The sequence below is a fragment of the Pseudoxanthomonas sp. YR558 genome, assembly GCF_900116385.1.
Classification (GTDB): Bacteria; Pseudomonadota; Gammaproteobacteria; order Xanthomonadales; family Xanthomonadaceae; genus Pseudoxanthomonas_A.
The window spans coordinates 2,444,659-2,458,324 of the sequence record NZ_FPCI01000001.1 but is presented as its reverse complement, the minus strand read 5'-3'; the positions used below and the strand labels follow the sequence as shown (position 1 = coordinate 2,458,324).

General features: G+C 68.2%; 10 protein-coding genes. 9 read left to right on the top strand and 1 reads right to left on the bottom strand.

The window, feature by feature from the left end; all coding sequences use genetic code 11:
* Window positions 1-15: 15 nt before the first annotated feature.
* Window positions 16-741: a glutamine amidotransferase gene (locus tag BM365_RS11330; RefSeq protein ID WP_255412355.1), complete on the bottom strand. Its 726-nt coding sequence runs from the start codon at window positions 739-741 to the stop codon at window positions 16-18.
* Between the two features lie 84 nt (window positions 742-825).
* Between BM365_RS11330 and glyQ the strand changes: the two genes are divergently transcribed.
* The 9 genes from glyQ to BM365_RS11285 all read left to right on the top strand — a co-directional run bounded on the left by glyQ (window position 826) and on the right by BM365_RS11285 (window position 13,649).
* On the top strand, window positions 826-1,746 hold the full coding sequence (gene glyQ / locus BM365_RS11325) for a glycine--tRNA ligase subunit alpha (RefSeq protein ID WP_093489243.1): 921 nt from the start codon (window positions 826-828) through the stop codon (window positions 1,744-1,746).
* Window positions 1,747-1,749: 3 nt separating this feature from the next.
* Window positions 1,750-1,989 (top strand): hypothetical protein, encoded by a 240-nt coding sequence (locus tag BM365_RS11320; protein WP_093489241.1) that lies wholly within the window; start codon window positions 1,750-1,752, stop codon window positions 1,987-1,989.
* Window positions 1,986-4,079: a glycine--tRNA ligase subunit beta gene (glyS, locus tag BM365_RS11315; RefSeq protein WP_093489239.1), complete on the top strand. Its 2,094-nt coding sequence runs from the start codon at window positions 1,986-1,988 to the stop codon at window positions 4,077-4,079. Before BM365_RS11320 ends, glyS begins: the two co-directional genes overlap by 4 nt.
* Window positions 4,080-4,196: 117 nt before the next feature.
* Window positions 4,197-5,981, top strand: a complete 1,785-nt coding sequence (locus BM365_RS11310) for an autotransporter assembly complex protein TamA (RefSeq protein ID WP_093489237.1) — start codon at window positions 4,197-4,199, stop codon at window positions 5,979-5,981.
* Window positions 5,978-9,811 (top strand): translocation/assembly module TamB domain-containing protein, encoded by a 3,834-nt coding sequence (locus tag BM365_RS11305; protein ID WP_233210935.1) that lies wholly within the window; start codon window positions 5,978-5,980, stop codon window positions 9,809-9,811. Before BM365_RS11310 ends, BM365_RS11305 begins: the two co-directional genes overlap by 4 nt.
* A gap of 22 nt (window positions 9,812-9,833) precedes the next feature.
* On the top strand, window positions 9,834-10,904 hold the full coding sequence (locus tag BM365_RS11300) for a winged helix DNA-binding domain-containing protein (RefSeq protein WP_093489235.1): 1,071 nt from the start codon (window positions 9,834-9,836) through the stop codon (window positions 10,902-10,904).
* 65 nt (window positions 10,905-10,969) lie between these two features.
* Complete coding sequence (locus BM365_RS11295) at window positions 10,970-13,120, top strand: S46 family peptidase (protein WP_093489695.1); 2,151 nt, start codon at window positions 10,970-10,972, stop codon at window positions 13,118-13,120.
* A gap of 2 nt (window positions 13,121-13,122) precedes the next feature.
* Window positions 13,123-13,476, top strand: a complete 354-nt coding sequence (locus tag BM365_RS11290; protein WP_093489233.1) for a putative signal transducing protein — start codon at window positions 13,123-13,125, stop codon at window positions 13,474-13,476.
* Complete coding sequence (locus tag BM365_RS11285; RefSeq protein ID WP_093489231.1) at window positions 13,476-13,649, top strand: oxidoreductase-like domain-containing protein; 174 nt, start codon at window positions 13,476-13,478, stop codon at window positions 13,647-13,649. The genes BM365_RS11290 and BM365_RS11285 overlap by 1 nt, the downstream gene beginning before the upstream one ends.
* The last annotated feature ends 17 nt before the right edge of the window (window positions 13,650-13,666 follow it).

Here is a 13,666-nt window from a genome sequence, read left to right as displayed (position 1 = left end):
GGGTGCGGCGATGGATCAGCGCGCGTGCAGTCCGCGCGCATGGCGGACGAACCGCCGCAATAGTTTGCGGGCTTGCGGCGCCGCCGTCACGCCACGGGCGATGGTGCCGGGGCAGCGGCCCTCGCTGCGCAGGTGCTCGGCCCGGGCATGCACGTAGCCGCGCATGTGGTGGGTGGCGAACTCGGGGTGGAACTGGACGCCCCAGGCGCGATCGCGCCAGCGGAAGGCATGGCAATCGTCCTGGGCCGAGCGCGCCAGCACGGTGGCGCCCTCTGGCGGCCGGGCCACCGTCTGTACGTGGGTGGCGTGGGCGGTGAACTTCAGCGGCAGCGCGCCGAACAGCGGATCGTCCTGGGCCTGCGGATGCAGGTCGATGTGGACGGTGCCGGATTCGCGCCCGGCTGGGTTGTACGCCACTTCGCCGCCGAGCGCATGCGCCAGCAGCTGGTGGCCGTAGCAGATGCCCAGCAGCGGCAGGCCTTCATGGGCCGCGTCGCGCAGCCACTCGGCGCTGCGCTCGCTCCAGTCCGCACGGTCGGTGACCATCGCGGCGGAGCCGCTGACGATCACGCCCGCGAACCCTTCCCGCCCCGGCAGCGCATCACCGCGCTCGACGTTCGCCACCACGGTTTCGTCCGCTTCAAGTCCGGCCGCCACGCGGATCCAGTGCGGGAAGCCGCCATAGCGCCGCATCGAGCGCACCGGCTGGCCGGTTTCGACGATGAGGAAAGGGGCTTTCACGGGGGCATCCACGACGGCAAAGCAACGGCAGGACAAGGGCTTGCCCGTATACTAGCCCGCTTTTCCGCAGTGCACGATAACGCCATGGCCGGACACACAATTTCACCGGTAACCTTCCAGGGCCTGATCCAGACGCTGAACCAGTATTGGGCCGAACAGGGCTGCGTCCTGATCCAGCCGCTGGACCTGGAAGTCGGCGCCGGTACATTCCATCCGGCCACCTTCCTGCGCGCGCTCGGCCCGGAGCCGTGGAATGCCGCCTACGTGCAGCCCAGCCGCCGCCCCACCGACGGCCGCTACGGCGAGAACCCCAACCGCCTGCAGCGTTACTACCAGTACCAGGTGGTGATGAAGCCCAACCCCGACAACCTGCAGGAGCTCTACCTGGGCTCGCTGAAGGCGCTGGGCATCGATCCGCGCGTGCACGACCTGCGCTTCGTCGAGGACAACTGGGAATCGCCGACGCTCGGCGCCTGGGGCCTGGGCTGGGAGGTGTGGCTCAACGGCATGGAAGTCACCCAGTTCACCTACTTCCAGCAGGCCGGTGGCCTGGAATGCCGCCCGGTGCTGGGCGAGATCACCTACGGCCTGGAACGCCTCTGCATGTACCTGCAGAACGTCGACAACGTCTACGACCTCGTCTGGACCACCGGCCCGCAAGGCGTGGTGACCTACGGCGACGTGTACCACCAGAATGAAGTCGAGCAGAGCACCTACAACTTCGAGCACGCCGACGTCGCCGAGCTGTTCCACCGCTTCGACGCCTGCGAGAAGGAAGCCCTGAAGCTCGTCGAAGCCGGCCTGCCGCTGCCCGCGTACGAGCAAGTCACTAAGGCCAGCCACAGCTTCAACCTGCTGGATGCGCGCCGCGCCATCTCCGTCACCGAGCGCCAGCGCTACATCCTGCGCGTGCGCAAGCTGGCGCAGGCGGTGGCCGAGGCGTACCACGCGCAGCGCGAGAAGCTGGGCTTCCCCGGGCTGAAGAACGCATCCGGCGGAACCTGAGCCATGTCGCCCGATACCGTGGTGACGGTGACGTTCGCGCCTTTCCTGTTCGCGATCTTCACCGCGTACTGGGCGCAGACGACCCAACGCAGCGCGCTGCTGTGGTTCCTCTTCGGACTGATCCTGCCGCCCGTCGCGGGCCTGGTGCTGTTGTGGTTGAACGCGAAGCGGCACGCGCAACCTTCCCGACTCGATGCAACCGGTCGCCCCGATCTGCTGGCGACGCGTAAGGACGTGATATGAGCAAGCAACCCCTGCTGATCGAACTCGGTACCGAGGAACTTCCGGTCAAGGCGCTGCCTGGCCTGGCGCAGGCCTTCTTCGACGGCGTCATCGCCGCGCTGGAGAAGCGCGGCATCGGCTTCGAGCGTGGCGATGCCAAGCCGCTGTACACGCCGCGCCGCCTGGCCGTGCTGTTGCCGGCGGTGGACGTGGAGCAGCCCGAACAGAAGTCCGAAGTGCTCGGTCCGTACCTCAACATCGCACTCGACACGAACGGCGCTCCCACCAAGGCGCTGGAAGGCTTCGCCGCCAAGGCCGGCATCGACTGGACCGCGCTGGAGCGCACCACCGACGGCAAGGGCGAGCGTTTCGTCCACCGCGCGGTGAAGCCCGGCGCGAAGACCGCCGAGCTGCTGGCCGACGTCGTGCGCGAGGCCATCGCCGGCATGCCGATCCCCAAGCCGATGCGCTGGGGCGCGCACGAATACGCGTTCGCGCGTCCGGTGCATTGGCTGGTGCTGCTGCTGGGCAAGGACGTGGTGCCGGCCGAGGTGCTGGGCGTGAGCTCCGACCGGATGAGCCGCGGCCATCGCTTCGAACACGACAAGCCGGTCTGGATCAACGATCCGGGCGACTACGTGATGGCGCTGCAGGGCGCGAAGGTGTTGGTCGATGCCGACGCGCGGCGCGCGCGCATCGTCGCCGAAGTCGACAAGGCCGCCGCACAGGCCGGCGGCAGCGCGCGCGTCACCGACGACAACCTCGAGCAAGTGGTCTGCCTGACCGAGTGGCCGGCGGCGGTGCTGTGCAGTTTCGAATCCGCGTTCCTCGCCGTGCCGCAGGAAGCGTTGATCGAGACCATGGAAATCAACCAGAAGTTCTTCCCGGTGCTCAGCGACGGCGGCAAGCTGACCGAGCACTTCATCGGCATCGCCAACATCGAGTCGCAGGACGTCGCCGAGGTCCGCAAGGGCTACGAGCGCGTGATCCGCCCGCGCTTCGCCGACGCGAAGTTCTTCTTTGACGAAGACCTCAAGCAGGGCCTCGTGTCGATGGGCGATGGCCTGAAGACCGTCACTTACCAGGCCAAGCTGGGCAGCGTCGCCGACAAGGCGGAGCGCGTCGCCACGCTGGCGGAGGCGATCGCGCCGATGGTCGGTGCGGATGCCGCGCTGGCGCGCCGTGCCGCAATGCTGGCGAAGAACGATCTGCAGTCGCGCATGGTCAACGAATTCCCCGAGCTGCAGGGCATCGCCGGCCGCCACTACGCCCTCGCCGCCGGCGAGCCGAAGGAGATCGCGCTGGCCATCGACGAGGCCTACCAGCCGCGTTTCGCCGGCGACGACATCGCCCTGTCGCCGCTGGGCAAGGTGCTCGCCATCGCCGAACGCCTGGACACGCTGGCCGGCGGGTTCGCCGCAGGCCTGAAGCCGACGGGCAACAAGGATCCCTTCGCGCTGCGCCGCAATGCGCTCGGCTTGGCCCGTACGGTGATCGAGAGTGGCTTCAACATTTCGATCAAGGACCTGATCGCGAAAGCCATCGATGCGATCGGCCCGTTGCCCACCGGCAAGGACAACGCGACCGCCACGGCGGATGCGGGCGAACTCTACGACTTCATCCTCGATCGCCTGCGCAGCTACTACGCCGACAAGGGCGTGCCCGCCACGCACTTCACCGCGGTGGCGGAACTGAAGCCAGCGTCGCTGTACGACTTCGACACACGCCTGGATGCGATCGGAACCTTCGCCACCCTTCCGGAAGCCGAAGCGTTGGCCGCGGCGAACAAGCGCATCGGCAACATCCTGAAGAAGGCCGACATCGCCATCCCGCATGGCGTGGACCGCGCGCTCCTCAACGATCCTGCCGAGAGCGCGCTCGCCGAAGCCGTGGAAGCCGTGCTGGGCGAGACCGACGAAGCGCTTCACCACCATGACTACGTCACCGTGCTGGCCCACCTCGCGCGCCTGCGCCCGCAGGTGGATGCGTTCTTCGACGGCGTCATGGTCAACGCGGACGATCCTGCCGTGCGTGCGAACCGGTTGGCGCTACTCAAGCGCTTGGCCGACCGCTTCCGTGCGGTGGCCGCCATCGAGCACCTGTCGGCCTGATCCACGCCCACGCCGTCCGCGACACGGGCGGCGTGACATGAACGGGCGTGGCTGCACCGCAGATGTCGCCACGCTGCTCGTTCACCGCGTTTAACCTGCACCGGTTATCCTGCCTGCATGCGACGACTCCCCCGCTTCGCCACCGTCCTCTGCATGCTTGCCGCCACGGGCCCCGCCTGGGCTGCGGCCATCGTCGACAAGGTCCGGATCGAAGGGCTCGACGACGAACTGATGATCGAGAACGTCAACGCGGCACTCTCGCTCAACGACTCGCTCGGCAGCCGCCTGGGCGAATCGCGACTGGAATACCTGCTGGGCGAAGCCGTCGCCGAAACGCGCGAAGCGCTCGAGCCGTTCGGCTACTACGCCCCCGACATCACCGTCGATGCGCCCCGCACCGAAGGCGCCGATGACGAGCGCCTGACCGTGACCGTCCGGGTGGCACTGGGGGAGCCGGTGCGCGTGCGCCGGCGCGACCTGTCGATCGAAGGCGACGGCGGTGGCGACCGCTACCTGAAGGAAGACCTGGAAGCGTTCGCGCCGAAGGTCGGCGACGTGTTCGACCACACCACCTACGAAGCCAGCAAGCTGGCCATCGTGCGACGCCTGGCCGATCGCGGCTATTTCGACGCCGACTTCACCCATCGCCGGGTGGAGGTGACGCGCGCGGAGCACGCGGCCGACATCGCGCTGGGTTGGGTCAGCGGCATCCGCTACGACATGGGCCCCACCACGTTCCACCAGAACAAGTTCGACCAGGGCCTGCTCGACAAGCTCGTGTACTGGGAAGAAGGCAGTTATTTCCACCAGGGCAAGCTGGACCGCCTGCGCGAATCGCTGGTGGGGCTGGACTACTTCTCCAGCATCGACATTCAGGCAAACCCGGACAAGGCCGAAGACGGGCGCGTGCCGATCGACGTCAACCTCGAACTGGCCAAGCGCGACATCTACACCGCCGGCGTCAGCTACGGCACCGAGAGTGGCCCCGGTATCCGCCTGGGCCTCGACCGCCGCTACGTCAATTCGCGCGGCCACAAGTTGTCGACGCACCTGGACTACGCGCAGAAGCGCAAGACGCTGCTGACGCAGTACCGCATCCCCGCGTTCAAGTGGCTCGACGGCTGGTTCACCGTTGGCGTGCAAGCCAGCGACGAACAGACCGATTACATCGACCTGCGTCATGTCGAGTTCACCGGCAGCCGCAGCGGCCAAGTCAGCGAGGACTGGACTGCGGTCGCGTCGCTGCACGCCTTGCGCGAACGCTGGCGCTATGTCGAGGACGATCCCGTCACCGGCCTGCCCGACACCACCGTGGAGTACGCGACGTTCACCTACCCCTCGTTGCGCGCGGACTACACCAATTCGCCGGTCGGCTCGAACCGGCCCGACCAGCTCGCTGGCTCCATCCTGTTGCGTGGCGGCGTGGAAGGCGCGGGCTCCGACGCCAACTTCCTGCAATTCCACATGCGCGCGCGCTGGTCGCAGCAGTACAAGACCAACAGCGCGCTGATCGTGCGCGGCGAGTACGGCCACACCTTCACCAGCTCGCTGGTGGCGATGCCGCCGTCGCTGCGCTTCTTCGCCGGCGGCGACCGCAGCATCCGCGGCTACGCGTTTCGTGAAGTCGGCCCCCGCCGCGGCGACTACGCGTTGGGCGCGAAGAACGTGCTCACCAGCAGCGTGGAGTACGAGTTCTATCCGAAGGGCGGCCCTTACGGCGGTGCCGTGTTCGTGGATACCGGCAGTGCGTTCGACGGCACCCGCCCGCAGCTCAGCACCGGCGTGGGCATCGGCCTGCGCTGGCGCTCGCCGGTGGGACCGGTGCGGCTCGACATCGCGCACGGCCTGGATGACCCGGATTCCAGCTTCCAGATCTACCTCAACATCGGGACGGACCTGTGAGGAAGCCGCGCGTCCCCGATAACCTCACGCCCGAAGAGCGCGACGCGCGCATCGCCGAACTGCGCGCGCGCCGCAGGGCCCGCATGCGCACGCTGGCGATCCGCAGCGCGATCGGCAGCGGCGTATTGCTGGTGCTGCTGTGCATCGGCCTGTACTGGCTGCTGCAGACGGTGGCCGGCCGCGATGTGTTGCTTGCGCAGATCCAGGCGCGCCTGCCGGCGGACGCATCGCTGACCTACAAGGAAGTGGACGGCCCCATCGCCGGCCCGTTGACGCTGCGGGGCGTCGACTTCCGCTGGGACACGATCCGCTTCACCGCCGACGAGGTCTACCTCGAACCGGACCTGCGGCCCCTGCTCGGCAAGCGTTTGCGCCTGGACGTGCTGCGCGTGCGCGGCGCGATGCTCGACATCCCCGAGAGCGAAGAGCCTTTCGAACTGCCGCACTGGCCCGACCTGCTGCCGCAGATCGAGATGCCGCTCGCGATCCAGGCCGACCGACTGGAGATCGACCGCTTCCTGATCCGGCAAAGCGGCCAACCCGTCATCGACATCGCGCGCGCCACAGGTGGCATCGACATCGGCAACGGCTACGTGCATGCGGAGAAGCTGGCCATCGCCAGCGACCGTGGCGCGTTCGGCGTGCATGGCGCCTACGCGCCGCGCGACAACTACGAGACCGACCTGACCGCCAGCGGCGTGTTTCCCGCTGCGGCCGGCCGCACGCCCGCACGCCTCGGACTGGTGGCGCGCGGCAATCGTGCGCGCATGAACGTCGGCCTGGCCGGCGCCGCGCCCGCGCCGGTGCGCGCGACGCTCACGCTGCGTGGCGAGACGAAACCGACCTGGAACTTCGCCGCGAAAACCGAAGCGCTCGACCTGTCGCTGCTGGGCGTGATGGACGACGGCACGCCGGTGGCCTTCGACCTGGTCGCCAAGGGTGCCGGTGGCGCCGCGGACCTGCAGGGTACGGTGCAGCAGGGCGACATCGCGGTGGTGATCGAACCGTCGCACGCACGCATCGATGGCGAAGTACTCACGGTCGAACCGCTCGCGATCCGTGCGTTCGACGGCTACGCCGCGCTGCGCGGACGCGCGGATTTCACCGTGCCGGAGAACCCCGAGTTCCGGTTCGCGGTGAATGCACGCGGCCTGCGCTGGGGCACCGACGCGGACAGCACGATCGGCGCTGAGGGCGACTTCGGTCTGGCGGGCAAGCTCGAGGCCTGGGCCGCGATCGGCAAGGCCACGCTGACGCGCGGCGACGACAGCGCCGTGCTGGAGTTCGACGGCCGTGGCAACGCGGAGCGCGTGCAACTGGAAAAGCTGCGGGCCACCATGCCGACCGGCACGCTCGATGCCACCGGCACCGTCGGCTGGGCGCCCGCGCTCGACTGGGACGTGCAGGCCACGCTGGCCGGGTTCGATCCTGGATATTTCGCGGCGGGTTGGAACGGCAACGTTTCCGGCCAGCTCGCCTCGAAAGGACGGCAGCGCGAGGATGGTCAGTTCCAGGGCACGCTGGACGTCCCGAAGCTGGGCGGCCGCCTGCGCGATCGTGCGCTCGATGCGCGCGGCAAGTTCGCCCTCGACGGCAACGCGGGCCAGGGCGAACTGGACCTGTCGCTCGGCGGCAGCCGCGTCGCCGCGAAGGGCAAAGTCAGCGATACGGTGGACGTCGATGCGACGTTCCGTCCGCTCAACCTCGCGGACCTGCTGCCTGAAGCCAGCGGCACGCTGGCCGGCACGCTGAAACTGACGGGTGCGCGGGCCGCACCGAACATCGACGCCGACCTCGGCGGCGAGAATCTGCGCTGGAACGACTGGAGCGCAGGACAGGTCAGCCTGCGCGGCCGGCTGCCCTGGCGCAACGGCAATGGCGAACTCGCCCTGCAAGGCAGCGCCGTGGATGTGGGTACCGTGCTGGACAGCGTGCAACTCCATGCGCGCGGTGCGGTGGAAGACCTGCGCTTCGACGGCGATGCACGCAACGCGATGGGCGCGGTGGCGCTGGCCGGCAGTGCGCAGAAGCGCGGCGCCAACTGGCAGGGCACGCTGGATGCGCTGCGCATCGCGCCATCTAAGGGCAATCCCTGGACGCTGCGGCAGCCCGCGCGTTTCGCGCAGAACGGTGCTGCGTGGACGCTGTCCGAGAGCTGCCTGGGCTCCGATATCGGCGGCGCGCTGTGCGCCATCGCCAACTGGCCGCGTGAGGGCCTGAAAGTGCGTGGCGAAGCGCTGTCGCTGGCGCTCGTGCAGCCGTGGCTGCCGCCGAACAACGGCCGTCCGTTGACGCTGCGCGGCGAGTTCACTCTCGATGCATCGCTGCGCCCCGCTGGCAACGCGTGGCAGGGCGAAGTGCACCTGGCCTCGCTCGATGGCGGCCTGAAGATGGGCACCAGCGCGCGCGGCGAGATCATCCGCTACGACAACTTCACCTTCGACGCGGAGTTCACCCCGCAGCGCATCCAGGGCCGCCTGGGCACCGGCTTCAAGGGTGATGGTTACGTCGATGCGACGTTCAACACCGGCTGGGATGCGTTCGCGCCGCTGAAGGGCGATCTCTACTTCCACAACTCGCGCCTGTTCTGGATGGAACTGTTCTCGCCGGATCTGGTGCGGCCGCGCGGCAAGCTGGCCGGCCATATCGGCGTGGCCGGCGCACGCGGACATCCGCTGCTGAGCGGCGAAGCCACGCTTACCGAATTCACCGGCGAACTGCCGGCGCTGGGCGTCTCGCTTACCGACGGCAGCGCCGACATGGTCGCCCTGTCCGATGGCAGCGCGCGCATCGAAGGCAGCATGAAGACCGTGTCGTCCACCGGCGGTACCGGCACCGGGGGCGTGTTGAACGTCGCCGGCACGCTGGGCTGGAACAACGACACCACGCCGCTGCAGTTCCAGGTGCGTGGCGAGAACGTACTGGTCGCCGACACCACGGACCTGCGCGCGGTCGCCTCGCCCAACCTGCAGGTGGGCTTCGCCGACAACACCATCCAGGTACGCGGCGAGGTCGGCGTGCCGTCCGCCACGATCGACGTGGAGAAACTGGACGACGGCGTGTCCGCTTCCGAAGACGTCGTCGTGCTGGACCCGGCCGATCCCGAACGCGCGCCGAGTTCGCGCCTGGATCTGGACCTCGCGCTCAAGGTCGGCCCGGAGGTCAACCTCAAGGGATACGGACTGGAGGGCACGCTCGCCGGCACGCTGCACGTGCGTTCGCAGCCCGGCCGCGAAATGCTCGCCACCGGTCGCCTCGACGTGGACGGCCGCTACGAAGCGTATGGACAGAAGCTGCGCATCACCCGCGGCGAACTGACCTGGAGCAACAACGCGGTCTCGGACCCGCGCATCAACATCCGCGCCGAGCGCGAGGTCGTCAGCGCCAGCGTCACCGCCGGCATCGACGTGACCGGCCGCGCCAGCCAGCCACGTGCGCGCGTGTGGTCCAACCCCGCGATGTCCGAATCCGAAGCGCTCGCCTACCTGGTGCTCGGCCGCTCGCTCAACACGGCGAGCAGCGACGAAAGCCAGCGCATCAATGCGGCGTCTTCTGCACTGGGCGCGGGCGCGGGCCTGCTGGCCTCGCAGCTCGGCGCGAAGATCGGCCTGGACGATGCCGGCGTGCTGGAATCGCGCACACTGGGCGGCTCCGTGTTCGGCGTGGGCAAGTACCTCTCGCCCAAGCTGTACGTGAGTTACGGCGTATCGATGATCGGCTCCGGCTCCGCGGTCACGCTGAAGTACCTGCTGCGCAAAGGCTTCGACGTGGAAATCGAATCCAGCACCACCGAGACGCGTGGCTCGGTCAACTGGCGCAAGGAAAAATAGTGCGCCACGGCCGCGCATCCCGATGACCGCGGCGCTGCGCCGGCATCGTTTGCAGCGGCAGGGCATCGCCACGCCGATCGCCGACACGGTTGCTGCCGCGGTCGGCCATCTCGGCGCCATGCAGGCACAGGACTACGCCGCCTCGCTGTGGGCGATCGGTCTGCGCACCGCGGGCGCGACGCTGGCGACGGTAGAAGCGGCGATCGCACGCGGCGAGATCGTACGCACGTGGCCAATGCGCGGCACCCTTCACTGGCTCGCGCGTGAGGACGTGCGCTGGATGGTGGCGCTGATGGCACCGCGCGTGCAGGCCGCCAATGCCGCGCGCATCGCCCGCGACCATGGACTCGATGCCGAAACGCTCGGACGCTGCAGACGCGCACTAGAAGCGACGCTGTCGCACGGCCGACCCGTCAAACGCGGCGATCTGTACGCGCGCCTGGATGCGATCGGCGTGGACAGCGGCGGCCAGCGTGGCTTGCACGTCCTGGGCTGGATGGCGCAGGAAGGGTTGATCTGCCAAGGGCCCCGTGAAGGACGGCAACCGACATTCGTCTGGCTCGACGCCTGGATTCCCGCCGCCGCATCGCTGGACCGCGACGAAGCCCTGCAACGCCTCGCCCTGCGCTATCTGCAAGGCCATGCGCCCGCGACGGCGGCGGATCTCGCATGGTGGTCTGGCCTGACCCAGAAGGATGCGAAGCGGGCACTGGATGTGGCGGCTTCGCAGCTCCAGCGCGAGCCGAACGACGACGACACGCTGTGGCATGCACCTGCATTGCCCGCGACGCGCAGCGCGCACGCGATCCGCCTGTTGCCGGCATTCGACGAGTACGTCATCGGCTATCGCGATCGCGCGCCCGTCGTGGACAACGCGTACTTGCGCCGCGTGATCGGCATCAATGGCCTGGTCAGCCCCACCATCATCGTGGAGGGCAGAGTCGTTGGCACGTGGAGGCGCGAAGCCGACGCGCGCGGTGGCCTCCGGCTTTCGCCGTTCCGGGCCTTGCAGGACAAGGAGCTCGCCGGGATCGCGAAGGCCGCCGCGCGGCTGGGCCGCTTCCTCGGCGTGCCGACACCGCTCCTGTCCTGACCTGCGACGCGGCATTTGCCGCGCCACGGATGGATCGTTATCGTCACGACCTGTTTCCGTGGACCCTGCCGATGCGCCGCCGACTTTCGACTTCCGCCCTCGCCCTGGGCGTCGCCCTCGCCCTGCCCGCGCATGCCGATGAAGGCATGTGGATGCCGTCGCAGCTGCCGCAACTGGCCAAACCGCTACGCGAGGCCGGTTTCAAGGGCGACCCGAAGACGCTGGCGGACGTCACCGCCGCGCCCTTGAGTGCCGTCGTACGTGCCGGCGGTGGCACCGGCGCATTCGTCTCGCCGGATGGATTGGTGCTCACGAACCACCACGTGGCGTACGGCGTGATCCAGTACAACAGCAAGCCGGAGCGCAACCTGATCGATGACGGCTTCATTGCGGCCGATCGCGGCGCCGAGCTGCCTGCCAATCCGGATTTCCGCGTGCTGGTCACGGTGGGCTACGACAAGGTGACCGACGCGGTGCTGAAGGACGCGAGCGGCAAGACCGGACGCGCCTACTTCGATGCCATCGACCGCGCCAGCAAGGCGATCGTCGCCGACTGCGAACGGGAATCCGGCGTCCGCTGCAGCGTGGCGAACATGTACTACGGCACGGATTTCTACCGCATCAAGCAGCTCGAGTTGCGCGACATCCGTCTGGTGTATGCGCCACCCCGCGCGATCGGCAACTACGGCGACGAGATCGACAACTTCATGTGGCCGCGCCACACCGGCGACTTCACCCTGCTGCGCGCCTACGTGGGCAAGGACGGAAAACCCGCCGCCTATAGCGCCGACAACGTGCCCTACCGCGCGCCGGCGCACCTGGCGCTGGCGAAGGACGGACCGAAGGCGGGCGACTACGCCATGCTCGCCGGCTATCCGGGCGTCACCTACCGGCACCGCACGGCGGCCGAGTTCGATGAACAGATCAACTGGACGCTGCCCGCGCGCGTGGCGGTGTTCGACCAGCTCATCGACGTGATCGAAGCGGCCGGCAAGCAGGATGCCGACGCGAAGACGCGCTATGCGGCGCAGCTGCAATCGCTGAAGAACAACCGCAAGCGTGCTGCTGGCGAATTGGAAGGCCTGCGCCGCAGCGATGCCGTGCGCGTCCGTGCCGAGGACGAGCGCGGCATGCTGGCGACCGACGCGGCAGCGAAGGAACGGGCGGACATCGATGCACTCGCTGCCTCGATCGCCGGCGGATCGGCGGTGCGCGAACGCGAGCTGCTGCTGTCGCTGTTCGGTTCGCAGTCGCAACTGATGCGCAGCGCGATCACGCTGGAACGCTTGCGGCTGGAATCGGCCAAGCCGGACGCCGAGCGCGAGAGCGGCTACCAGACGCGCGACCATGCGTTGATCGAAGGTGTCTTGAAGCAGGTGCAGCGCCGTTATTCCCCTGACGTGGAGAAAGCGCTGCTGACGGTCCTGCTGACGCGCTACCAGCAGTTGCCGGACGCGCAGCGCCTGCCGGGCTTCGATGCGGCCTTCGGTCGCACGCCCGCTTCGCTCAAGAAGGCATTGGATGTGCTGTATGCGGGAACGGAGCTCGGCGACGAGGCCGAGCGCCTGTCGCGCTTCGCGGCGGCGCGCGAGGGCAAACCGCTGGCTGCCGATCCCCTGATCGACCTGGCGGCGGCGCTGGTACCCGTGCAGTTGGCGCTGGAGCAAGAGCGCAAGACACGTGAAGGCGAACAATTGCGGCTGCGCCCGGCCTACATGCGCGTGCTGTTCGCATGGCGCAAGCAGCAGGGGCGCGCCCTTTATCCGGACGCCAACGGTACGCTTCGGGTCAGCTTCGGCAAGGTCGACGGCTTCTCGCCGCGCGACGGCGTGCAGTACACGCCGGTGACGACGGTGGCCGGCATCGTCGAGAAGAACACCGGCCAGGTGCCGTTCGACGCGCCGAAGCCGCTGCTCGATGCCATCGCCAAAGGCGATTTCGCCGGCACCGAGGATCCCGCGCTGAAGACGCAGACGGTCAACTTCCTCACCAACCTGGACACGACCGGCGGCAACTCCGGTTCTCCCGTGCTCAATGCGCGCGGTGAACTGATCGGCCTGAACTTCGACAGCAACTGGGAATCCGTCAGTGCCAGCTGGATGTTCGACCCTCGCTACAAGCGCGCGGTGCACGTGGACATGCGCTACCTGCGCTGGCTGATGGGCAAGGTCTATCCGGCGCCGCACCTGCTGAAGGAAATGGGTGCTACGCGCTGACCATGTTCGTCACCGTCGTCAGTTTTCTCGATCCGCTTGAAGCCCGCATCGTGCATGGGCGGTTGGTCGCCGAAGGTTTCGACGCCTACTTGGCCGACGAGCACCAGGCGATCAATGACTGGTACATGCGGCAGGCACTGGGCGGCGTGAAGCTGCGCGTCCGTCACGATCAGGCCGACGAGGCGCGCGTGCTGGTTGCGCGGCTCTCGGAGGGCGCGTTGGCGTTGGAATCCGAAGACGGTGGCGAGCCCGCGTCGGCGCACACCGATTCGTGGTCGCAGCGCGCGGCCGTTCTCGGCCTGTTCGCGCTCGGCCTGCCGCTACCGTGGCGTCGACGCCGACCGAAAGCGCCGTGATGCACATCGTCCCCGATAACGACCCGCGCCCGGTCGAACCCGAACCGCCGCTACCCAGCGATTGCTGCAACAGCGGTTGCCCTATTTGCGTGCATGACCTCTATGCGGAGCAGTTGCAGCACTATCGGCAGCAGTTGGCGGACTGGAAGGCCAGGCACCACGGCGAGGCCTAAGGATACCGCCACCCCAT